Genomic DNA, 21,522 nt, shown 5'->3' with positions numbered 1-21,522 from the left:
CAGGAGGAGGATGACATGGCGGTACGTGCGGCGGTGGCCGGAGCGAGCGGGTACGCGGGCGGTGAGGTCCTGCGACTGCTCCTCGCGCACCCCGAGGTCGAGGTCGGCGCGCTGACCGGCAACTCCAACGCCGGGCAGAAGCTCGGCGCGCTCCAGCCGCACCTTCTGCCGCTGGCCGACCGGGTACTCCAGGAGACCACGGCCGACGTCCTCGCCGGACACGACGTCGTCTTCCTCGCCCTGCCGCACGGACAGTCCGCCGCCGTCGCCGAACAGCTCGGCCCGGACGTCCTCGTCGTCGACATGGGCGCCGACTTCCGGCTGAAGGACGCGGCCGACTGGGAGAAGTTCTACGGCTCCGCGCACGCCGGCACCTGGCCCTACGGCCTTCCCGAACTGCCGGGCGCCCGCGCCGTGCTGGAGGGGACCAGGCGGATCGCGGTGCCCGGCTGCTATCCGACCGCCGTCACGCTCGCCCTCTTCCCGGCCTACACCGCCGGCCTCGCCGAGCACGAGGCCGTGATCGTCGCCGCCTCCGGCACCTCCGGCGCGGGCAAGGCGCCCAAGCCGAACCTGCTGGGCAGCGAGGTCATGGGCTCCATGTCGCCGTACGGCGTCGGCGGCGGCCACCGGCACACCCCCGAGATCGTCCAGAACCTCAGCGCGGCGGCCGGTGCCGAGGTGAGCGTCTCCTTCACCCCGACCCTCGCGCCGATGCCCCGCGGCATCCTGGCCACCTGCAGCGCCAAGGCGAAGTCCGGCGTCACCGCCGAGTCCGTCCGCGCCGCCTACGAGAAGGCCTTCGCCGACGAGCCCTTCGTGCACCTGCTGCCCGAGGGCCAGTGGCCCGCCACGGCGTCCGTCTACGGTTCCAACGGCGTTCAGGTGCAGGTCGTCCTCGACGAGGCCGTGGGCCGCATCATCGCGATCAGCGCCATCGACAACCTGGCCAAGGGCACCGCGGGCGGTGCCGTCCAGAGCATGAACCTCGCCCTCGGTCTCCCCGAGGAGCTCGGTCTTTCCACGATCGGAGTCGCACCGTGAGCGTCACGGCAGCAAAGGGATTCCAGGCGGCCGGTATCGCCGCCGGAATCAAGGAGAACGGCAACCCGGACCTGGCCCTCGTGGTCAACACCGGGCCCCGCCGCGCCGCCGCCGGCGTCTTCACCTCCAACCGCGTGAAGGCCGCGCCCGTCCTGTGGTCCGAGCAGGTCCTCAAGAGCGGTCAGCTCTCCGCCGTGGTCCTCAACTCCGGTGGCGCCAACGCCTGTACGGGCCCCAAGGGCTTCCAGGACACGCACGCCACCGCCGAGAAGGCCGCCGAGGTGCTGGACATCGGCGCGGGTGAGGTGGCCGTCGCCTCCACCGGGCTCATCGGCCTGCTGCTCCCGATGGACAAGCTCCTGCCGGGAGTCGAGGCCGCCGCGGCTCACCTGTCCGAGCACGGCGGTGAGAAGGCCGCCATCGCCATCAAGACCACCGACACCGTCCACAAGACGTCGGTCGTGACCAAGGACGGCTGGACCGTCGGCGGCATGGCCAAGGGCGCCGGCATGCTCGCTCCCGGCCTCGCCACCATGCTGGTCGTCCTCACCACCGACGCGGACCTGGAGAGCGAGGCCCTGGACCGGGCCCTGCGGGCCGCGACCCGGACCACCTTCGACCGCGTCGACTCCGACGGCTGCATGTCCACCAACGACACCGTGCTGCTGCTCGCCTCCGGCGCCTCCGAAGTCACCCCGGAGTACGAGGAGTTCGCCGAGGCCGTACGGACCGTCTGCGACGACCTCGGACAGCAGCTCATCCGGGACGCCGAGGGCGCCAGCAAGGACATCAAGGTCGAGGTGGTGGGCGCCGCGAGCGAGGACGACGCCGTCGAAGTGGGCCGGTCCATCGCCCGCAACAACCTCCTCAAGTGCGCGATCCACGGCGAGGACCCCAACTGGGGCCGCGTCCTGAGCGCCATCGGCACCACGAAGGCCGCCTTCGAGCCCCACCGGCTCAACGTCGCCATCAACGGCGTCTGGGTCTGCAAGAACGGCGGCGTCGGCGAGGACCGCGACAAGGTCGACATGCGCTACCGCGAGGTGCACATCGTCGCCGACCTCGCCGCCGGCTCCGAGACCGCCACCATCTGGACCAACGACCTCACCGCCGACTACGTCCACGAGAACAGCGCCTACTCGTCATGAGCACTGGATCCACCCGTAAGCACACCGCGCTCCCCAAGGCCCAGATCCTCATCGAGGCGCTGCCCTGGCTGGTCCGGCACAACGGCAAGACCGTCGTCATCAAGTTCGGCGGCAACGCCATGATCGACGAGGACCTCAAGGCCGCGTTCGCCCAGGACGTCGTGTTCCTGCACCACGCCGGGCTCAAGCCGGTCGTCGTGCACGGCGGCGGCCCGCAGATCAGCGCCGCCCTCGACAAGCACGGCATCGTCAGCGAGTTCAAGGCCGGCCTGCGCGTCACCACCGAGGACGCCATGGACGTCGTACGGATGGTGCTCGCCGGGCAGGTGCAGCGCGAGCTGGTCAACCTGCTCAACCAGCACGGGCCCCTCGCCGTCGGGTTGACCGGCGAGGACGCGCACACCATCAGCGCCACCAAGCACCAGCCCGAGATCGACGGCGAGTTGGTCGACATCGGGCGGGTCGGCGAGATCACCGCGATCGACACGGGCGCGATCCAGGCGCTGCTCGCCGACGGCCGGATCCCGGTCGTCTCCTCGATCGCCCGTAGCCAGGACGACGGACATGTCTACAACGTCAATGCTGATACGGCGGCTGCGGCACTCGCTGCTGCTCTTGACGCCGAAACCCTCATGGTCCTCACGGACGTCGAGGGCCTCTACGAGGACTGGCCCCACAGCGACGAGGTGATCAGCCGCCTCACGGCCTCCCAACTGGAGAAGCTGCTACCGGAGTTGAGCTCCGGCATGGTCCCGAAGATGGAGGGCTGCCTGCACGCCGTACGCAACGGCGTGAACACGGCCCGGGTCATCGACGGGCGGGTCCAGCACTCGATCCTGCTGGAGATCTTCACCGACGAGGGCATCGGCACGATGGTCGTGCCGGACGGACAGGGGGATTCATGAGCAACGCGGAACTGACCGAGCGGTGGCAGGGCTCGCTCATGAACAACTACGGCACCCCGCGCCTCCCTCTCGTCCGCGGTGAGGGCCTCAAGGTCTGGGACAGCGAGGGCAGGCAGTACTACGACTTCGTCGGCGGCATCGCGACCAACGCGCTCGGCCACGCCCACCCGGCGATCGTCGAGGCCGTCAGCAAGCAGATCGCCTCCCTCGGCCACATCTCCAACTTCTTCATGGCGGAGCCCACCGTCGCCCTCGCCGAACGGCTGCTCCAGCTCTTCGGCCGGGACGGCAAGGTCTTCTTCTGCAACTCCGGCGCCGAGTCCGTCGAGGCCGCCTTCAAGATCGGCCGGCTGACCGGGCGCACCCACATGGTCGCCACCGACGGCGGCTTCCACGGCCGGACCATGGGCGCCCTCGCACTCACCGGCCAGCCCGCCAAGCGGACCCCCTTCCTACCGCTGCCCGCCGACGTCACGCATGTGCCGTACGGCGACGCACAGGCCCTGGCCGCTGCGGTCACCGAGGACACCGCACTCGTCGTCATCGAACCCATCCAGGGCGAGAACGGTGTCGTGGTGCCCCCGGCCGGCTACCTCAAGGCGGCCCGGGCGATCACGGCGGCCAAGGGCGCGTTGCTGGTCCTGGACGAGGTGCAGACCGGCATCGGCCGTACCGGGCACTGGTTCGAGTACCAGGCCCACGAGGGCGTGCTGCCGGACGTGGTCACCCTCGCCAAGCAGCTCGGCGGCGGACTGCCGCTCGGCGCGACCGTCGCCTTCGGTCGGGCCGCGGAGCTGCTCCAGCCGGGGCAGCACGGCACGACCTTCGGCGGGAACCCGGTCGCGTGCGCGGCGGGACTCGCCGTCCTCGACACCATCGCGAACGACGGGTTGCTGGAGAACGTCAAGCGGCAGAGCGAGAAGCTGCGGGACGGAATCGAGTCACTGGGGCACCCCTTGATCGCCCATGTCCGGGGTGCGGGCCTCCTCCTGGGTATCGTGCTCACCGAGCCGCTCGCGCCGCAGGTGCAGCAGGCGGCTCAGGACGCCGGTTTCCTGGTGAACGCGCCCGCCCCCGATGTCGTACGGCTGATGCCGCCGCTGAACCTCGGCGACGACGAAGTGGACGCGCTTGTTCAGGCTCTCCCCGGCATCCTGGGTGCCGCCGAGGGAGACGGATGATCCGGAGAATGAGACGACGATGAGCCATGCGCAGGATCACGAGCACAACGGGGTCGCGGGGCCCGCGGTGCCGCAGACGCGTACCGCGCGCCACCGCCGGATCGTGGACATCCTCAACCGGCAACCGGTGCGGTCGCAGAGCCAGTTGGCGAAGCTGCTGTCCGACGACGGGCTGAGCGTCACACAGGCGACGCTCTCCCGGGACCTCGACGAACTGAACGCGGTGAAGATCCGCAACAACGACGGGGACCTCATCTACGCGGTGCCGAGTGAGGGGGGTTTCCGGACCCCTCGGGCGCCGTTGGGGGAGTCCGCCAAGGAGGAGCGGATGCGGCGGCTCTCACAGGAGCTGCTGATCTCCGCGGAGGCTTCGGCGAATCTCGTGGTCCTGCGGACCCCTCCGGGGGCTGCGCAGTTCTTGGCGTCGGCGATTGATCAGGCCGAGCTGCATGACATCTTGGGGACGATTGCCGGTGACGACACGTTGATGCTGATCAGCCGGAACCCTACGGGGGGTCAGGCGCTCGCTGAGCATTTGTTGCGGTTGGCTCAGAACGGCCACTGACGGTTGTTCGTCGGGCGCGGGTGAGTGGGGGCTGGTCGCGCCCACGCGGCGGAGCCGCAGATCGACACAGCCCCGCGCCCCTAAAAGCACAAAACTCACCCGAGTCGAGCCGCCAAGCCCCCCGTGATCAGCACCTCGTCGCCCGCCGTGATCAGTAGGGCCTCCGTGTCCGGCAGCGCCTCCAGCCAGGCCAGGCCCTCCCGTGACCCCATCGCGAAAGCCGCCGTCGCCCAGCAGTCCGCCCAGGTGATCGTCGGGGCCACGACCGTCACCGCCACCAGGTCCGTGACCGCCGAGCGGCCCGTTCTGGGGTCGACGATATGGGCGCCGCGCTCGGCTGAGCCCGATGTCGCGACCGCCAGCTCCGCCGCTCCCGCCGCCGAGACCACCGCCGCCAGGCCGCCGGGACGCAGGGGGTCCGAGACGCCTACGCGCCAAGGGCGTTCGGGGCCCGGTACGCCCAACAGCTGTACGTCTCCGCCGCCGTTGACGCTGACGCCCGTCGCGCCCGACTCGGCGACACGGCGGGCCGCGCGTTCCACCGCCCAGCCCTTGACGATGCCGGTGGGGTCGAGGCGGCCCTCGTAGCGCAGACTGAACCAGCCGTCACTCGACCGCTCGGCCTCGGCGCCGAGTTCGAGGACCTCGGCGACCTCGGGATCGCAGTCGTCCAGGGCCAGTTCACCGCGGGCCAGGCGGGAGACCTGGCTGTCGTCGCGGTAGGTGCTGAACACCTCGTTCACGCGGTGCAGCCCCGCCACCGCCTCCCGCAGTGCCGCCTGCACCGCAAGGGGTTCCCCGCCGCGGACGTCGAAGGAGAAGACCGTCCCCATGACCTCCTCCGCGTGACGTACCGCGGCGGGAGCTTGTGCCGACTCGGCCACCGTGTCAGCCACCGGCCTGGTCCAGCGCGGACTGGAGCGACTTCTTGTAGCCCTCGCTGGTGTAGGTGGCACCCGACACCGAGTCGATGTCCGCGCTGCCGGCCGCCACGGCCTCCTGGTTGAGCTTCGGGATGGACAGCGCCGTCTTCTGGTCGCTGGTCCCGCCCTTGGGGGCCTGCACGGCCTCGGCCTTGGTGACCTTGCCGCCGCTGACCGTGATCCGGACCTGGACCGGCCCGTACTGGGTCTGGGAGACCGCACCGGTGACCGTCTTGGCGGCCGCCCCCGCGCCCCCGCCGGACGGCTTGGAGGGCTGAGCCGACGGCTGGGCCGGGGCGGCCGCGTTCGCCTTGTCGATCGCCGACTGGAGCGACTTCTTGTAGCCCTCGCTCGTGTATGTCGCCCCGGAGACCGTGTCGATCTTCGGGCTCTGCTTGGCGACCACGTCCTGGTTGAGCTTCGGAACGGACAGGGCGGTCTTCTGGTCGCTGGTCCCGCCCTTGGGGGCCTGGACCGCCTCTGCCTTGGTGATCTTGTTGCCGCTGACGGTGATACGGACCTGGACGGGACCGTACTGGGTCTGGACCACGTCGCCGGTGACCGCGCCGCCGGCGGCCGCCCCGGCGCCGCCCTGGGCCGACTCCTGCGCCGCCGCCGTCTGCTGCGGAACCGTTCCGCCCGCCTGGGCGGACGCAGGGTCCGAGGACGGCTTCAGCGACAGCAGCAGCACGACACCGGAGACGGTGGCGGCGGTCGCGAGCACGACTCGACGGACGGGGTGACTCTTCCTCATCGCTTCAACAGCTCCTGAATTCCCGTCGTCACATCTCGAACGACTCGTGATGGATGCGGCGGGCGGGCACACCCGCGCCGCGCAGTGCTTCGTACACGGACTGCGCGAAACCGTTCGGCCCGCACATGAACACGTCGTGCTTGTCGATGTCGGGGAGCTTGCGCTGGAGGGACTCCGCGGAGATGTCCGGGCGCTCCCCGTCCGGGCTGTTCACCGCGTACATCAGGCGGGCGCCGCGCTCGTCCGCGATGGCGGAGAGCTCGTCCCACAGGGCCAGGTCCTGGGTGGTGTTGGCCCGGTACAGCAGGGTGATGTCACCGGCCGCGCCCGGCAGCGTCTCGAACAGGGCCCGCATCGGCGTGATGCCGACACCGCCGGCCACCAGCAGCACCTTGCCGCGGCTGCGGCGCTGGGCGGTCAGGGCGCCGTACGGCCCCTCGGCCCACACCTTGGTGCCGGGCACCAGCTCGCGCAGCCGCTCGCTGTGGTCGCCGATCGCCTTCACCGTGATCCGCAGCATGCCCGGCCGGGGCGCCGCGGACAGCGAGTACGGGTGGGAGCTGAACCGCATGCCCGGCGCGAGGAACCGCCAGCGGAAGAACTGGCCTGCCTCCGCGCCCATCCGGTGCAGCTTGCGCCCGCCGATCAGCACCGACACCACGCCGGGCGTCTCCTCGACGACCGCCTCGACGTACATCCGGTGCCGCAGGTTCAGCCGGATCGGGGTGAGGATCCGGTACCAGAGCACCAGCGCGGTGACCGAGCCGTACAGCGCGTACCAGACGGTCTTGGCGACCGGCTCGACCGCGAAGTCGTTGCCGGTGGTCAGCTGGTGCCAGAAGGTCAGGAAGACCGCCGCGTACGTCAGCAGGTGCACGTGGTACCAGGTGTCGTACGGGATCCTGCGGCGGACCCCGCCGATCGACATCAGGCCGATGACGAACAGCAGACCGGTGCCGATGGCCGCCTTGCCCATGTCCGGCAGCTGGTTGATGGAGTCCGTCGTCTGCTGGACGATGTCGCCGAGCCCCTTGCCGGCCTGCAGGGCGTAACCCCACATGATCAGGAAGACGTGGGCGACGACCAGACAGAGCGTGTAGCGGCCGGTCATCGCGTGCCAGCGGGCGACCCGGTCGGAGCCGACGCGGCGTTCCAGTGCGGGCACCCGGGCCATCTGGAGCACCACGAGCGCCATCAGATAGCCGGCCAGCAGGCCGGTGATCCGGCCCGCATTGAGGATCTTGCTGTTGTCGTCGGCCACGGACGGCGTGTTGTGCCACCACAGCCACAGCACACCGGCCGCTCCCGCCCATACGGCGATCAGCAGGACGGTCGCCGGGGAACGGCGCGGGCGGATGCGGCGCATCGTCTGACGGCGGGCGGCGCGGCCGCCTGCGAGCGTGGTGGTCACGTTTCCTCCGGGGACGGGGGCAAGGGGGGTGGGCGTGGTCCCTTGGTCCTCAGATACGTGCCGTGACGCCGGTGTGTTCAGCCGCCCGCGGAGTCCAGTGCGGACTGGAGTGACTGGCGGTAACCATCGCTCGTGTAGGTGGCCCCCGAGACCGTGTCGATGTCCGCGCTCTGGGCCTGGAGGGCCTCGCTCCGCAGCCGGGGCAGGGCGTAGCTGTTGATCTCCTGGTCCCGCGGGTTGTCCGTCGGGTAGGTGACCGCAGTGACCTCGGTGAGCTTGTCGTCCTTGAGGGTGACGCGGACCTGGACCGGCCCCCAGCGGGTCTGGACGGTGTCGCCGGTGACGGTCCGGGTTCCCGTGACCGCGGGGGCGGTGGACCGGGTCGTCACGGCGACGGCAGGCGTGCTGTGCGGCTTCAGCGACAGCAGCAGCACCATGCCGGAGACGGTGGCGGCGCTCGCCAGCACGATCCGGCGCAGCGGGCGGTTCTTCTTCAACGCGTGCACGTGTGAGGCCTCACAGCTCAAAGGATTCGTGGTGGATACGGCGATCGGGAACTCCCGCGGCGCGCAGCTCCTCGTACACCTCCCTGGCGAACCCGTGCGGGCCGCAGAGGTAGACGTCGTGACCGGCCAGGTCGGGGAAGGTCGCCCGCAGCGACGCGGCGGTGATACGCGGCCGTTGCCCCTCCGGCCCGTTGAGCAGGTAGTGCACCCTTGCCCCGCGCCACCGGGCGACGGACTCCAACTCCCCGCCCAGCGCGAGGTCCTCGACCGTGCGCGCCCGGTACAGGAGGGTGACCTCGCCCGGCAGGGTCTCGAACAGCGCCCGCAGCGGGGTGATACCGACTCCGCCCCCGATCAGCAGCGACTTGGACGAGGTCTGCCGGTCGCCGGTCAGCGATCCGTACGGCCCCTCGGCCCACACGCGCGTGCCGGGCCGCAGCATGGCCACGGCCGTACTGTGGTCGCCGAGCGCCTTGACCGTGATCCGCATGCGGTCGGGGCGGGGCGGTGCCGACAGGGAGTACGGCGTCGACGTCCACCGCAGGCCCGCGGCGAGGAACCGCCAGCGGAAGAACTGCCCAGGCCGCGCGCCGAGTTGGTCCAGTTCCCGTCCGTGTACGACGACGGACCACACGCCCCGCGCCTCCTGGTGCACGGACTCCACCCGCAGCCGGTGCCGCAGGTTCAGCCGCACCGGCGCGAGGATCCGGAACCACAGCACCAGGGCCGCGACACCGAGGTAGAGCGCGTACCAGGCCGCCGTGGCCGCGGTGTTGCCGTTGAAGTCGTTCCCGAGGGCCAGCTGGTGGCCGAAGGTGAGGAACACGGCGGCGTACGTGAGGAGATGGACGTAATACCAGAACTCGTGGCCGGTGCGGCGGCGCACCGCCCGTGCCGAGGTGACGCCGACCGCGAGGAGGATCAGCGTGCCGGCGGTGGCCTTGAGCATCTCGGGATAGTCCAGGATGACCGTGACGGTCTCGTGCCACAGCGAGGCGCTGTCCTGGGCGGCGTACCCGGTGAGGATCAGCCCGATGTGCGCGAGCAGCAGACAGACGGTGTAGCGGCCGGCCATCGCGTGCCAGCGGGCCACCCGGTCCGACCCGACCCGCCGCTCCAGCACCGGCACCCGCGCCATCAGACCCACCAGCACCGCGCAGGCGTACCCGCAGAGCAGCCCGGCGATCCGCCCGGCGCCGGTCAGCCACCCGGCCGTACCGACCACGGAACCGGTGTCCGCCCACCACAGGACGATCACGGCCGCCGCCCCGGCCCACAGGAGGGCGAGCACGGCACCCGCGGGGGAGCGTCGCGCGGGCGGCGCCACGGCTGGTGCGGCCCGCCGCTCGTACACGGTGGTCATGGATGCGTCCTTTCGGCTGTTCGGGACACCACTGTGCGAAGACAACTTCTCAGGACCCTTTGAAAGGCACCCCGCAGAGCGCACTCAGAGGAAACTCAGAGCTTTCCGGGCCCCCTGCCGCTCCGGCCAGGGGTAATCCTGGAGAGGATATGAACACCGCACGCTCGGGCCGCCCCGCCCTCACCCGCCCCGACGGCACCCCGCTGCGCGTCCTCGTCGTCGACGACGACCCCGACCTCGCCGAGGTCCTCTCCGGCGCCCTGCGCTACGAGGGCTGGCAGGTCCGCACGGCAGGCGACGGCGCCTCGGCGGTGGCTGCGGCCCGGGAGCTGCTGCCCGACGCCGTCGTCCTGGACGTGATGCTCCCGGACACCGACGGCTTCGCGGTCCTGCGCGCCCTGCACACCGTGAAGCCCGACGTGTGCGTGCTCTTCCTGACCGCCCGGGACACCGTGGAGGACCGCATCAAGGGGATCACGGCCGGCGGCGACGACTACGTGACCAAGCCGTTCAGCCTGGAGGAGGTCGTCGCCCGGCTGCGCGGACTGCTGCGCCGCGCGGGCATGGCCCGGCAGCTCGACGAGGGCCCACGGCTGACCGTCGGCGACCTGGTCATGGACGAGGAGGCCCGCGAGGTCACCCGCGGCGGCGAGCTGATCGAACTGTCCCCGACCGAGTTCGAGCTGCTGCGCTTCCTCATGCGCAACCCGCGCCGCGTGCTCAGCAAGGCGCAGATCCTCGACCGGGTGTGGTCCTACGACTTCGGCGGCCGCGCCCATGTCGTCGAGCTGTACATCTCGTATCTGCGCAAGAAGGTGGACGTCGGCCGCGAGCCGATGATCCACACCGTGCGCGGGGCGGGGTACGTGATCAAACCGGTGACGCCGTGAGAGACCTGCGGCCGCACACCCTGCGGGCCCGGCTCACCCTCGGCCTGGTGGTGCTGCTCGCGGTGAGCTGCGCCGCGGTCGGGATCGCCGCGATCCTCGGGTTGAAGGGCTTCCTCACCGGTCGCCTCGACGAGCAGCTCACCGAGGCGGGGAACCGTTTCGCGGTCAGCCTGGAACACAAGGGCCTACCGCAGAAGGACGACCACGACGGCGACGAGCACGCCGACACCCGCCGACAGGCCGCCGGCACCTTCGGCGCCCGGTTGGTCAACGGCACGGTCACCAACGCCGCGGTGGTCCGCCCCACCGGTACCCTGAACGTCGACCTGACCGCCCCCGACCGGAAGCGGCTCGCGGCCGTCCCGGTCGACGGCCGGGGCCACAGCGTCGGCCTCTCCGCCCTGGGCGGCTACCGGCTCCTCGCCACCCGGGGCCTCGACGGCGACATCCTGGTCACCGGCCTGCCCCTGGAGCCCGTCGAGGCCACCGTCCACCGCCTGGAACTGGTCGGCGGAATCGTCTTCGGCGCCGCCCTCACCGCCGCCGGTGTCGCGGGCGCCCTGTGGGTGCGCTGGTCTCTGCGCCCGCTGAGCCGGGTCGCCGCGACCGCCACCCGGGTCAGCGAACTCCCGCTCGCGAGCGGAGAGGTGGCCCTTCCGCCGCACGCCCCGGAAACCGATCCACGCAGTGAGGTGGGCAGGGTCGCCGGCGCCTTCAACCGCATGCTCGGCCATGTCGAGGACGCCCTGACCAAACGCCACGCCAGCGAGGAACGGCTGCGCAGCTTCGCCGCCGACGCCAGCCACGAACTGCGCACCCCGGTCGCCTCGGTGCGCGGCCACGCCGAACTCGCCCTGCTGCACCCGGGCCCGCTGCCGCCGGAGATCACCCGGGCCCTGGAGCGCATCGCCGCCGAGTCGACCCGTATGGGCGCCATGGTCGACGACCTGCTCCTGCTGGCCCGCCTGGACGCGGGCCGCCCCCTGGAGGCCGCCCCCGTCGACCTCACCCGCCTGGTCCTCGACGCCCTCACGGACGCGCGGACCACCGGTTCCGGTCACCGCTGGGAGCTGGACCTCCCGGAGGACCCGGTCACGGTGACGGGCGACGAACACCGCCTCCACCAGGTCCTGGCCAATCTGCTGTCCAACGCCCGCCTGCACACCCCGGCCGGCACCAAGGTGACGGTGACCCTGGAGACCGACTCCACCGCCGTGCTGTTGAAGGTCCACGACGACGGCCCCGGCATCCCGGAGGACATCCAGCCGGGCGTCTTCGAGCGCTTCACCCGCGCCGACCGCAGCACCAAGCCGGAGACCGGCGGCGCGGGCCTGGGCCTGTCGATCGTGGCCGCGGTGGTGGAGGCGCACGGGGGCAGCGTGACGCTGGAGAGCGCGCCGGGGGCTACGACCTTCACCGTCCGGCTCGGCAAGGGGTGAGTCAGACCGCGGACGGCGGCAACGGCAACGGCAGCCCGGGCAGTCCGTCCAGGCTCGTGGCGATGTGGTCCTTCTTGGCGAAGTAGGCGCTCAGCGACTCGTCGTCCTCGCGCGCGAACCGCTTGCCGTGCAGCTCGCGGTCGCCTTCGTACGCCATGTACGGCACCGCGTAACCACAGGAATCACGGATCAGTTCGGCCGTCACGACGACGATCGCCCGCAGTCCGTGCAGGGACGGGTCGATGTCCGGGAAGTGCGCGAGCAGTTCCTTGAAGCGCGGATCGTCCCGGAAGACCGGCTCGCCGCGGCCGTGCACCCGGACGATGTTCGGCGGCCCCTGGAACGCGCACCACATGAGGGTGATCCGGCCGTTCTCCCGCAGATGCGCGACCGTCTCGGCGGTGGACCCGGCGAAGTCGAGGTAGGCCACGGTGAGTTCGTCGAGGACCGCGAAACAGCCGCGCAGCCCCTTGGGGGAGAGGTTGACCGTGCCGTCGCCCGACAGGGGAGCGGTCGCGGTGAAGAAGAGGGGCTGCGCCTCGATGAAGGAGCGGAGCCGGCCGTCTATGCGCTCATAAGTCTTTCCCATGTCTAAGGATTATGAGCGCAGACCTTTCGCCTGTCTAAGGAATTCGGGCGTCGACTTGCCTGACGACGCCCGTGGCCGCCCCGGTCGGCGCTCACACGGGGCGGCCACAGCGCCTGTCACGTCACTTGGTGAGCGTGCAGGCGGCCAGGGAGTCGAGGCCCTGCGGCTTCTCCGCGGTACGGCCGATGGAGGTGGCGATGCGGTCGATGGTCGACTTCCGCTTGTCGGCCAGCGGGCCGAGGATGGCGTTCTGGACGAAGTTGGGTCCGCCCTGGCCGACCGTGTCGACGAGCCGCTTGTTCGCCTCGGCGATCTGCGTGTTGAGCAGCGTCAGGTTGCGGTCGACCTCGGCCTGCGCGGTCGCGGGGATCGCGGGCAGCTGGGAGGCCACGTCGGGGCAGGAGATGGCGCCCGCGCCGGCGGCCTCACCCGCGTCGCCCGCGTTCCCCGCGTTCCCCGCGTTCCCGGTCTCCTCGGCGCCGGCCGTCTCGCCCGGTGTGGCCCCCGCCTCCGCGCCGGCCCCGGCCTCCTCGCCCGCGCCCGCACCGGTGTCGGCCGCGCCGCCGGCGTTGAGGGCGCAAGTGGCCAGCGAGTCGAGGCCCTGCGGCTTCTCCGCGGTACGGCCGATGGAGATGGCGATGCGGTCGATGGTCGACTTCCGCTTGTCGGCCAGCGGGCCGAGGATGGCGTTCTGGACGAAGTTGGGTCCGCCCTGGCCGACCGTGTCGACGAGGCGCTTGTTGGCCTCGGCGATCTGGGTCTGCAGCAGCGTCAGGTTGCGGTCGACCTCGGCCTGGGCGCTGGCGGGGATCGCGGGCAGCTGGGAGGCCACGTCCGGGCACGTGATGCTGCCGGCGTCGGCCAGCGTGCGGGCGGTGGCGGTGCTGCCCTTGGAGGTCTCCCCGGCGAGGGCGGTACCGGCGACGATCGCCCCGGTCAGTGCCACGGCGGCGGCGCCGCCGATGATCGCCACGCGGCGCTTGTTGTACTTCGGAAGAGCCCTGGACATGCGGATGCCTCACTCGGGGTCGGGAGTGGTCTTCTTGACAAACGCGGCGCCTGCGTTCGGCGGGAAGTACGGGCAAGCGGTTTCCCGTGTTCAAAGGGAGCGCAAATTCCTCGCCACCCGCACCCCGGATTGACGAATCATGCAGGACTCTGCATAATCATGCATGACGTTGAGTGCAGCGGTGAGGAGCAACGAAGTGAGCAGCAACAGCGGTGACGTCCGGCTCTGGGGCGGTCGTTTCGCCGACGGTCCCGCCGAGGCGCTGGCGAAGCTGTCCGCGTCCGTCCACTTCGACTGGCGGCTCGCGCCGTACGACATCGCCGGTTCGCGTGCCCACGCGCGCGTGCTGCACAAGGCGGGCCTGCTGAGCGAGGACGAGCTCCAGCGCATGCTCGCCGGGCTCGACCAGCTCGAAGCGGACGTGGCCGACGGTTCTTTCGTGGGCACGATCGCCGACGAGGACTGCCACACCGCCCTGGAGCGGGGCCTCCTGGAGCGCGTCGGCCCCGACCTCGGCGGCAAACTGCGCGCCGGCCGCTCCCGCAACGACCAGATCGCCACCCTCTTCCGCATGTACCTGCGGGACCACGCCCGGATCATCGGCGGTCTGATCGCCGAGCTCCAGGACGCGCTGGTCGGTCTGGCGGAGGCCCACCCGGACGTGGCGATGCCCGGCCGCACCCACCTCCAGCACGCCCAGCCGGTGCTGTTCGCCCATCACGTCCTGGCCCACGTCCAGTCCCTGTCCCGGGACGCGGAGCGGCTGCGCCAGTGGGACGAGCGCACGGCTGTGTCGCCGTACGGCTCGGGCGCCCTGGCCGGTTCCTCCCTGGGCCTTGACCCGGAGGCGGTCGCGAAGGAGCTCGGCTTCGAGCACGGCAGCGTCGGCAACTCCATCGACGGCACGGCCTCCCGCGACTTCGTCGCCGAGTTCGCCTTCATCACCGCGATGATCGGCGTCAACCTCTCCCGGATCGCCGAGGAGATCATCATCTGGAACACGAAGGAGTTCTCCTTCGTGACCCTGCACGACGCGTTCTCCACGGGCTCGTCGATCATGCCGCAGAAGAAGAACCCGGACATCGCGGAGCTGGCGCGCGGCAAGTCCGGCCGCCTGATCGGCAACCTGACGGGCCTGATGGCCACGCTCAAGGCCCTGCCCCTCGCCTACAACCGTGACCTCCAGGAGGACAAGGAGCCCGTCTTCGACTCCTGCGACCAGCTGGAGGTCCTGCTTCCCGCGTTCACCGGGATGATGGCGACCCTCACGGTCAACCGCGACCGCATGGAGGAACTGGCCCCGGCGGGCTTCTCCCTCGCCACCGACATCGCCGAGTGGCTGGTCAGGCAGGGCGTCCCCTTCCGCGTCGCCCACGAGGTCGCCGGCGAGTGCGTCAAGGCGGCGGAGGCCGAGGGCAAGGAACTGAACGACCTGACGGACGAGCAGTTCGCCAAGATCTCAGCCCACCTGACTCCGGAGGTCCGCACGGTCCTCAACGTCCCCGGCGCGCTCGCCTCCCGCAACGCCAGGGGCGGCACGGCCCCGAGCGCGGTGGCGGTCCAACTGGCAGAGGTGAAGGCGGACCTCGCTGCTCAACACCAGTGGGCAGAACGCCGTTAGGGGCGCGGGGCTGTACCGTTCTGCGGCTCCGCCGCGTGGGCGCGACCAGCCACGTCGCCGCCGCACCCGCCGACGCACCGTAGGACCCACCCCCTGAGGCGAACGGGCATCCCGAGCTACGTTGTCGGTATGCCCTTCGCTCGCCTTGCCACCGCCACCACCCCCACCTGCCACATCGGCCTCGGCCTCGCCGCAGTCGGACGCCCCGGCTACATCAACCTCGGCCGGGAGGAAGACCTCGGAGACGACCGCAGCGTAGAGACGCTGCGCACCCGCACCCACGAACTCCTCGACGCCGCCTACGTCCAGGGCGTCCGCTACTTCGACGTGGCCCGCTCCTACGGCCGCTCCGAGGAGTTCATCGCGGACTGGCTCGCCGGGAACCCGCACATCGACGACGTGGTCGTCGGCAGCAAGTGGGGCTACACCTACACCGCCGACTGGACCACCGACGCCGAGAAGCACGAGATCAAGGACCACAGCGTTCGGACGTACGACCGTCAGCGCGCCGAGACCGCCGAACTGCTCGGCGAGCGCCTGGACCTCTACCAGATCCACTCGGTGACCCCGGACAGCCCGGCCCTCACCGACAAGGACCTCCACGCGAGGCTCGCCGAGGCGGCCGCCCAGGGCACCACCATCGGCTTCTCGACCAGCGGCCCCGCCCAGGCGGAAGCGATCCGCTCCGCACTGGAGGTGACCGTCGACGGAGAGCCCCTCTTCCGCACCGTCCAGTCGACGTACAACGCCCTGGAGACCTCGGCCGCCCCCGCCCTCGCCGAGGCCCACGCCGCCGGCCTCACGGTGATCGTCAAGGAGGGCATGGCCAACGGCAGGCTCGCCGAACCGCACGCTCCGGACGCGCTGAAGGCCGTGGCAGCCGAGACGTCCCTGGGCTGTGACGCCGTAGCCCTCGGTCTGGTCCTCCGTCAGCCCTGGGCCGGCGTGGTCCTCTCGGGAGCCGCCACCACCAGCCAGCTCGCCTCCAACCTGCACGCGGCCGTCGTGGACCTGGACGACGAGCAGCTGTCCCGGCTCGCGGCGCTGGCGGAGGAGCCGGGCGCGTACTGGGAGCGCCGCGCCCAGCTGCCCTGGCACTGACAAAACCGCTGACCAACAGTCGCAGGTGAGACAGCCATGCGCGATATGAGACAAGAATGTCTCACGTGGCCTATAGTTGTCTCATGGCTGTCGACCGTGACCACGTGCTGCGCAGTGCCGCGGCCCTGCTGACCCGCAAATCCACCGCGACCATGGACGAGGTCGCCAAGGCCGCCGGGATCAGCCGGGCCACGCTGCACCGCCTCTTCGCCGGGCGCGACGCGCTGGTGCGGGCGCTGGAAGCGCTCGGCATCGAGGAGTGCGAGAAGGCGCTGGAGGCCGCCCGCCCGGAGGAGGGGCCGGCGAGCGAGGCCGTACGGCGCTTGGTCCGCGAGATCGAGTCCGCGGCCGGACTCCTCGCCTTCCTCTACACGGAGAACCAGCTGTTCGAGGGCGAGGAGCAGAACGACGGCTGGGCCCGGATCGACGCCCGCATCTCCGCACTGTTCCGCCGCGGCCAGCAGAACGGCGAGTTCCGTATCGACCTCACGCCCGCCTGGCTCACCGAGGCCCTGTTCGGCCTGCTCGCCTCCGCCGTCTGGATGCTCCAGAGCGGCAAGGGCGCCCCCAAGGACTTCCACCACATGACCGTTGAGCTGCTGCTCGGCGGCGCACTGCGTCATCCCGCACGACCGAGAGAGGAATCATGACCAGCACCCTGCAGCCGGCGACCACGACCGAGGCGGTGAAGCGCCCCGGCCGTTGGCTCGCGCTGTCCGTCCTGGTGCTCGCCGTGCTGCTGGTGGCCGTCGACGCGACCGTTCTCGGCCTCGCGACCCCGTACATCAGCGAGGACCTCAGGCCGACCGGTACCCAGCTCCTGTGGATCGGTGACGTCTACTCGTTCGTCATCGCCGGCCTGCTGGTGTCGATGGGCAGCCTCGGCGACCGCATCGGCCGCAAGCGGATCCTGCTGCTGGGCGCCACGGCGTTCGGCGCGATATCGGTCCTCAACGCCTATGCGACGACACCGGAGTTGATGATCCTGGCCCGGGCGCTGCTCGGTGTCGCCGGCGCGACGCTGATGCCCGCCACCCTGGCCCTGATCCGCAACCTCTTCCACGACCCGCGCGAGCGCAGCCTCGCCGTCGGCATCTGGGGCGCGACCGCCTCCGCCGGTACGGCGATCGGCCCGATCGTCGGCGGCTTCCTCCTGGAACACTTCTGGTGGGGCTCGGTCTTCCTGATCAACCTGCCGGTGATGGCGGTCCTGGTCCTCGTCGGGATCAAGTTCCTGCCCGAGTCCCGCGATCCGAACCCGGGGCCCTGGGACATGGCCAGTGTGGCGCTGTCCCTGGTCGGCGTGATCGCGGTGGTCTACGCCGTCAAGGAGGCCGCCGCACACGGCATCGGCTGGGAGCCGGTCGCCGCGGGCGTCCTGGGAGCAGCAGCCCTGTACAGCTTCGTTCGCCGCCAACTCACCCTGCCGGCCCCCCTCCTGGACATGCGCCTCTTCCGCAACGGCGGCTTCAGCGGCGCCGTCCTGGCCGACCTGCTGACCATCCTCGGCCTCTCAGGGCTGGTCTTCTTCCTCTCCCAGTACCTCCAACTCGTCCAGGGCAGGGGCCCGTTGGAGGCAGGCCTGGCGGAACTCCCGGCGGCGGTGGGAGCGGTGGCGGCGGGTCTGGTCGCGGGTACGGTGGCCCGCCGGTACTCGGTGCGGGCGGTGGTCTCCGGGGGGCTTGCCGCCATCGGCCTGGCCCTGGCCTCACTGACCCTGCTCGACCGGTCCACGGCCTACCCGATGCTGGGCGCCGCCCTGCTGGTGGTCGGCGTGGGCGCGGGCTTCTCGTTCACGGTGACGGCGGACGTGATCCTGTCCAGCGTCCCGAAGGAACAGGCGGGAGCCGCCTCGGCGGTCTCGGAGACGGCGTACGAACTGGGTGCGGCCCTCGGCATCGCCGTACTGGGCTCGATCGTGACGGGCGTGTACCGGCGCTTCGCAGCCCCGGCCGGAACCCCGACGGAGGCGCACGAGTCCCTGGGCGGCGCGGTGGAGGCGGCGCGGGGAATGTCGTCGGACGGGGCACAGGCCATGCTGACGTCGGCCCGGGAGTCCTTCGTCGAGGGCCTCACGATCGCGGCAGGCGCAGGCGCGGCGGTACTCCTGGCAACGGCGCTGGCGGCCTGGTTCATGCTGCGGGGCCAACGGCTGGACAAGGGCTTTTAGGAGAGCGGGCCCATACAGATGTGCGGCGCCGTGGGAGCGACAAGCCCCCACGGCGCCGCATCCGCCAACGAACCGCTACGCGGCCTTCGCCTTCGTCGCATACATGTCCACGTACTCCTGCCCCGACAGCCGCATGACCTCGCTCATCACGGAGTCCGTCACGGCCCGCAGCACATAGCGGTCCCGGCCCATCCCGTCGTACCGCGAGAACTCCATCGCCTCGCCGAACCGGACCGTGACCCGCCCGGGCCGCGGCATCCCCGACCCGCCCGGCTGCAGCTTGTCCGTGCCGATCATCGCGAAGGGGACGACCGGCGCACCCGTCATCAGCGTCAGACGGGCGATACCCGTACGCCCCCGGTACAGCCGGCCGTCGGGCGACCGCGTTCCCTCGGGGTAGATCCCGAAGACCTTGCCCTCCTCCAGGACCCGGCGCCCGGTCATCAGCGCGGCCACGCCGCCGCGGCCGCCGTCGCGGTCCACCGGGATCATGCCGACGCCGGTGAAGAACCAGGCCATGAGACGGCCCTTCAGGGACTTGCCGGTGACGTACTCGTCCTTGCCGATGAAGAACACCTGCCGGTCGCAGACCAGCGGAAGGATCATCGAGTCGATGAAGGTGAGGTGGTTGCCGGCCAGGATGACGGGACCGTCACCCGGGATGTGCTCCACGCCCTCCACCTGTGGGCGGAACATCAGGCGCATGATCGGTCCGAGCACTGCCTTGATGAGCGCGAAGCGGGACAACGGGCCCTCCGGAGTCAAGAGAACGGCCAGGGAAACTGTATGAGTCTGTGCAGGTGAGGACATTACTCGCGGCTCGGGGGATCGTGCACATCGGGCGCTCGGGGTTCACCGAGGTCTTACGCACTGTTGACACTCGTTTACCTGCGGATGGGCCCCGTTGCCTCCCGGAAACCCGGGCGGAACGATGTGACGGAGGTCGCCCGGGTGGACGCGTACCCCGGGTCTCCGCCATGAAGCCGACGAACCATCAGACATCTGTTCCCATGCGACATCCCCTGTCACCCGCGTGTTCCGCCGGAGGTCTCCCGCCCGTCATGGACCCGGACCTACGATCGGCCCGCAGCGAAGAGGCGACGGCAGGAGGGGTCCCCATGGGATCGCAGGACGAGCACACGGACGGCACCGGACGGCGCGCACTTCTCGGGGCCGCGATGTTCGGCGCCGGGGGAGCGGTCCTGGGTCTGTCCGGGACGGCGAGAGCCGCGACCGCCGGATCCGCCGGGCACGGTGGCGGCGGGCTGAAGAGCCTGCCGGTGCCGACCGTCATCGGCCATCGGGGTGCCAGCGGCTACCGCCCCGAGCACACCTTCGGCTCCTACCAGCTCGCCCTCGACCTGGGCGCCGACATCGTCGAGGCCGGCGACCTCGTCCCCACCAGGGACGGCCATCTCGTCTGCCGCCACGAACCGGAGATCGGCGGCACGACCGATGTCGCCGACCACAAGGAGTTCGCCGACCGCAGGAGGACCAAGCTCCTCGACGGCGTCTCCACCACCGGCTGGTTCACCGAGGACTTCACACTCGCCGAGCTCAAGACGCTCCGTGCGATCGAACGCATCCCGGCCAACCGCCCGCACAACACGCTCTACAACGGCCGCTGGGAGATCCCCACCTTCGAGGAAGTCCTGAAGTGGCAGGACGAGCAGACCCGCAAGCGCGGCAAGCAGGTCTGGATCTACCCCGAGACCAAGCACCCCACCTACTTCCGGGGACTCGGCCTGGGCCTGGAGGAGCGGGTCGCGAAGCTGCTGCGCAAGCACGGCAAGGACAGGCGCGACTCCCCGGTGATCCTCCAGTCCTTCGAGCCGACCAGCATCCAGCGCCTGAACAAGCTCGTCGACAACCCACTGGTCGTGCTCCTGTCCGCCGCCGCCAGCCGTCCCTGGGACTTCGTGGAGACCGGTGACCCGCGGACCGTCGCCGACCTGATCACCCCCAAGGGCCTCAGGGAGATCGCGGGCTACGCCCAGGGCATCGGCCCGACCCTCGACCTCGTCATCACGAAGAAGGCGGACGGCAGCCTCGACAAGGAGACCTCCCTGGTCGCCGACGCGCACAAGGTGGGGCTGGTCCTGCACCCCTACACCATGCGCAACGAGAACCCCTTCCTGCCGACGGAGTACCGCAAGGGCACCGACGCGGACGCCTACGGGGACGTCTTCGGCGCCTTCAAGCGGTACTTCGCCACCGGCATCGACGGCGTCTTCACCGACAACCCGGACACCGGCCACCTCGCCCGCGAGGACTTCGTCAACGCCTGAGCCGACAGACCCCGATGGGGTGACTTACGGCCGCCCGGGCAACCCACGGCCCGGGCGGCCGGGTCGTACCGCATATGACGCACGACTTGGTCGCCGCCCTGCGCCCGCTGCTCACCGCCGAGGCCTCCGCGGAGGCACATGCCTCCGGTACGGAACCGGCCGATCTGGAGCAGGCGGTCTGGCTCCGTCTCCTCGAGCACCTGGAGACCCAGGGGCCGCCCCTCGACCCGTCCGGCTGGCTCCGCCGCGCCGTCCGCTCCGAGTCCCGCCGCAGCCGTCGTACGACGCGTCGGGAGCAGCCGTACGTCACCGAACCCGCGGCCGAGGACGACCGCACGCCCGAGCAGCTCGCCCTCGCCGCCGCCCGGCGCCGGGCCCTGCACGACGCGGTGCGCCGGCTGCCCGGTCGCTGCCCCGCGCTCGTGGCGGCGCTCCTCTCCGCGAAGGACCTCACCTACCGGGAGATCGCGGGGGAGTTGGGTATCTCACAGGGCAGTCTGGGTCCGGAACGTTCCAGATGTCTGGGATGTCTTCGCCGATTGCTCCCACCGGAGGTTGCGGCCCGCCGGGTGCGGGGATAGGAGTGGGGGACAACAGGCGATCAGGTGAGCGGGA

At 70.8% G+C, this 21,522-nt stretch carries 21 protein-coding genes; 13 read left to right on the top strand and 8 right to left on the bottom strand.

The window, feature by feature from the left end:
• The first annotated feature begins 15 nt into the window (after nt 1-15).
• Genes argC through ACIRP7_RS15940 form a run of 5 tightly spaced genes read left to right on the top strand, consistent with a single transcriptional unit; the run spans nt 16 to nt 4,843 of the window.
• Nucleotides 16-1,044, top strand: a complete 1,029-nt coding sequence (argC, locus tag ACIRP7_RS15960; RefSeq protein ID WP_403658843.1) for an N-acetyl-gamma-glutamyl-phosphate reductase — start codon at nt 16-18, stop codon at nt 1,042-1,044.
• Nucleotides 1,041-2,192, top strand: coding sequence for a bifunctional glutamate N-acetyltransferase/amino-acid acetyltransferase ArgJ (gene argJ, locus ACIRP7_RS15955; RefSeq protein ID WP_403658840.1), 1,152 nt, complete (start codon nt 1,041-1,043; stop codon nt 2,190-2,192). The genes argC and argJ overlap by 4 nt, the downstream gene beginning before the upstream one ends.
• Nucleotides 2,189-3,097: an acetylglutamate kinase gene (gene argB, locus ACIRP7_RS15950; RefSeq protein WP_403658836.1), complete on the top strand. Its 909-nt coding sequence runs from the start codon at nt 2,189-2,191 to the stop codon at nt 3,095-3,097. The genes argJ and argB overlap by 4 nt, the downstream gene beginning before the upstream one ends.
• On the top strand, nt 3,094-4,278 hold the full coding sequence (locus ACIRP7_RS15945) for an acetylornithine transaminase (protein ID WP_403658833.1): 1,185 nt from the start codon (nt 3,094-3,096) through the stop codon (nt 4,276-4,278). Before argB ends, ACIRP7_RS15945 begins: the two co-directional genes overlap by 4 nt.
• A gap of 19 nt (nt 4,279-4,297) precedes the next feature.
• Complete coding sequence (locus tag ACIRP7_RS15940; RefSeq protein WP_069761381.1) at nt 4,298-4,843, top strand: arginine repressor; 546 nt, start codon at nt 4,298-4,300, stop codon at nt 4,841-4,843.
• A gap of 95 nt (nt 4,844-4,938) precedes the next feature.
• Here the strand turns inward: ACIRP7_RS15940 and ACIRP7_RS15935 are convergent, their stop codons facing one another.
• The 5 genes from ACIRP7_RS15935 to ACIRP7_RS15915 form a co-directional block, all read right to left on the bottom strand.
• Nucleotides 4,939-5,739, bottom strand: coding sequence for an FAD:protein FMN transferase (locus ACIRP7_RS15935; RefSeq protein ID WP_403658830.1), 801 nt, complete (start codon nt 5,737-5,739; stop codon nt 4,939-4,941).
• Nucleotides 5,732-6,520: an FMN-binding protein gene (locus ACIRP7_RS15930; RefSeq protein ID WP_403658827.1), complete on the bottom strand. Its 789-nt coding sequence runs from the start codon at nt 6,518-6,520 to the stop codon at nt 5,732-5,734. The genes ACIRP7_RS15935 and ACIRP7_RS15930 overlap by 8 nt, the downstream gene beginning before the upstream one ends.
• Before the next feature lie 28 nt (nt 6,521-6,548).
• Nucleotides 6,549-7,931 carry a ferric reductase-like transmembrane domain-containing protein gene (locus tag ACIRP7_RS15925; protein ID WP_403658824.1) on the bottom strand — a complete coding sequence of 461 codons (1,383 nt, stop codon included), beginning with the start codon at nt 7,929-7,931 and terminating at the stop codon, nt 6,549-6,551.
• A 77-nt stretch (nt 7,932-8,008) separates the two neighbouring features.
• Nucleotides 8,009-8,437, bottom strand: a complete 429-nt coding sequence (locus ACIRP7_RS15920; protein ID WP_403658821.1) for an FMN-binding protein — start codon at nt 8,435-8,437, stop codon at nt 8,009-8,011.
• Between the two features lie 10 nt (nt 8,438-8,447).
• Entirely contained in the window at nt 8,448-9,800 is a 1,353-nt protein-coding gene (locus tag ACIRP7_RS15915; protein ID WP_403658818.1) for a ferric reductase-like transmembrane domain-containing protein, read from the bottom strand.
• A 149-nt stretch (nt 9,801-9,949) separates the two neighbouring features.
• Between ACIRP7_RS15915 and ACIRP7_RS15910 the strand changes: the two genes are divergently transcribed.
• Both ACIRP7_RS15910 and ACIRP7_RS15905 read left to right on the top strand, forming a co-directional pair.
• Nucleotides 9,950-10,690, top strand: coding sequence for a response regulator transcription factor (locus ACIRP7_RS15910; protein ID WP_403658815.1), 741 nt, complete (start codon nt 9,950-9,952; stop codon nt 10,688-10,690).
• On the top strand, nt 10,687-12,129 hold the full coding sequence (locus ACIRP7_RS15905; protein WP_403658812.1) for a sensor histidine kinase: 1,443 nt from the start codon (nt 10,687-10,689) through the stop codon (nt 12,127-12,129). Before ACIRP7_RS15910 ends, ACIRP7_RS15905 begins: the two co-directional genes overlap by 4 nt.
• Nucleotide 12,130: 1 nt before the next feature.
• Here the strand turns inward: ACIRP7_RS15905 and ACIRP7_RS15900 are convergent, their stop codons facing one another.
• Nucleotides 12,131-12,718 (bottom strand): pyridoxamine 5'-phosphate oxidase family protein, encoded by a 588-nt coding sequence (locus ACIRP7_RS15900; protein ID WP_403658809.1) that lies wholly within the window; start codon nt 12,716-12,718, stop codon nt 12,131-12,133.
• Nucleotides 12,719-12,839: 121 nt separating this feature from the next.
• Nucleotides 12,840-13,727, bottom strand: coding sequence for a hypothetical protein (locus ACIRP7_RS15895; RefSeq protein WP_403658806.1), 888 nt, complete (start codon nt 13,725-13,727; stop codon nt 12,840-12,842).
• A gap of 196 nt (nt 13,728-13,923) precedes the next feature.
• On the opposite strand from ACIRP7_RS15895, the gene argH reads away from it, so the two are divergent.
• From argH to ACIRP7_RS15875, 4 genes are all read left to right on the top strand, one after another.
• Entirely contained in the window at nt 13,924-15,348 is a 1,425-nt protein-coding gene (argH, locus tag ACIRP7_RS15890; protein ID WP_403658803.1) for an argininosuccinate lyase, read from the top strand.
• Nucleotides 15,349-15,477: 129 nt separating this feature from the next.
• Complete coding sequence (locus tag ACIRP7_RS15885) at nt 15,478-16,449, top strand: aldo/keto reductase (protein ID WP_403658800.1); 972 nt, start codon at nt 15,478-15,480, stop codon at nt 16,447-16,449.
• A gap of 83 nt (nt 16,450-16,532) precedes the next feature.
• The gene (locus tag ACIRP7_RS15880; protein WP_403658797.1) at nt 16,533-17,099 is read left to right on the top strand and encodes a TetR/AcrR family transcriptional regulator; all 567 of its coding nucleotides are present in this window, start codon (nt 16,533-16,535) and stop codon (nt 17,097-17,099) included.
• Nucleotides 17,096-18,619, top strand: coding sequence for an MFS transporter (locus ACIRP7_RS15875; RefSeq protein WP_403658794.1), 1,524 nt, complete (start codon nt 17,096-17,098; stop codon nt 18,617-18,619). Before ACIRP7_RS15880 ends, ACIRP7_RS15875 begins: the two co-directional genes overlap by 4 nt.
• A gap of 75 nt (nt 18,620-18,694) precedes the next feature.
• On the opposite strand, the gene ACIRP7_RS15870 is transcribed toward ACIRP7_RS15875, so the two are convergent.
• Nucleotides 18,695-19,366, bottom strand: coding sequence for a lysophospholipid acyltransferase family protein (locus ACIRP7_RS15870; RefSeq protein WP_403658791.1), 672 nt, complete (start codon nt 19,364-19,366; stop codon nt 18,695-18,697).
• A 371-nt stretch (nt 19,367-19,737) separates the two neighbouring features.
• Between ACIRP7_RS15870 and ACIRP7_RS15865 the strand changes: the two genes are divergently transcribed.
• A complete protein-coding gene (locus ACIRP7_RS15865) occupies nt 19,738-20,907 on the top strand; it encodes a glycerophosphodiester phosphodiesterase (protein ID WP_403658788.1) in 1,170 nt (389 codons plus the stop codon).
• Between the two features lie 74 nt (nt 20,908-20,981).
• On the top strand, nt 20,982-21,488 hold the full coding sequence (locus ACIRP7_RS15860) for an RNA polymerase sigma factor (protein WP_403658785.1): 507 nt from the start codon (nt 20,982-20,984) through the stop codon (nt 21,486-21,488).
• Nucleotides 21,489-21,522: the final 34 nt, after the last annotated feature.

The sequence above is a fragment of the Streptomyces sp. NPDC102270 genome, from assembly GCF_044766405.1.
In the GTDB taxonomy this organism is placed as follows: Bacteria; Actinomycetota; Actinomycetes; order Streptomycetales; family Streptomycetaceae; genus Streptomyces.
The sequence above is the reverse complement of the archived record's forward strand: the minus strand, read 5'-3'. Positions and strand labels throughout refer to the sequence as shown.

Bases quoted from the DNA above. Each gene is read 5' to 3' on its own strand.
- ACIRP7_RS15940 (WP_069761381.1), top strand. From the start codon at position 4,298: ATGAGCCATGCGCAGGATCACGAGCACAACGGGGTCGCGGGGCCCGCG.
- ACIRP7_RS15865 (WP_403658788.1), top strand. From the start codon at position 19,738: ATGGGATCGCAGGACGAGCACACGGACGGCACCGGACGGCGCGCACTT.
- ACIRP7_RS15880 (WP_403658797.1), top strand. From the start codon at position 16,533: ATGGCTGTCGACCGTGACCACGTGCTGCGCAGTGCCGCGGCCCTGCTG.
- argC (WP_403658843.1), top strand. From the start codon at position 16: ATGGCGGTACGTGCGGCGGTGGCCGGAGCGAGCGGGTACGCGGGCGGT.
- ACIRP7_RS15910 (WP_403658815.1), top strand. From the start codon at position 9,950: ATGAACACCGCACGCTCGGGCCGCCCCGCCCTCACCCGCCCCGACGGC.
- ACIRP7_RS15885 (WP_403658800.1), top strand. From the start codon at position 15,478: ATGCCCTTCGCTCGCCTTGCCACCGCCACCACCCCCACCTGCCACATC.
- ACIRP7_RS15860 (WP_403658785.1), top strand. From the start codon at position 20,982: ATGACGCACGACTTGGTCGCCGCCCTGCGCCCGCTGCTCACCGCCGAG.
- ACIRP7_RS15875 (WP_403658794.1), top strand. From the start codon at position 17,096: ATGACCAGCACCCTGCAGCCGGCGACCACGACCGAGGCGGTGAAGCGC.
- ACIRP7_RS15895 (WP_403658806.1), bottom strand. From the start codon at position 13,727: ATGTCCAGGGCTCTTCCGAAGTACAACAAGCGCCGCGTGGCGATCATC.
- ACIRP7_RS15900 (WP_403658809.1), bottom strand. From the start codon at position 12,718: ATGGGAAAGACTTATGAGCGCATAGACGGCCGGCTCCGCTCCTTCATC.
- argB (WP_403658836.1), top strand. From the start codon at position 2,189: ATGAGCACTGGATCCACCCGTAAGCACACCGCGCTCCCCAAGGCCCAG.
- ACIRP7_RS15930 (WP_403658827.1), bottom strand. From the start codon at position 6,520: ATGAGGAAGAGTCACCCCGTCCGTCGAGTCGTGCTCGCGACCGCCGCC.
- ACIRP7_RS15945 (WP_403658833.1), top strand. From the start codon at position 3,094: ATGAGCAACGCGGAACTGACCGAGCGGTGGCAGGGCTCGCTCATGAAC.
- ACIRP7_RS15915 (WP_403658818.1), bottom strand. From the start codon at position 9,800: ATGACCACCGTGTACGAGCGGCGGGCCGCACCAGCCGTGGCGCCGCCC.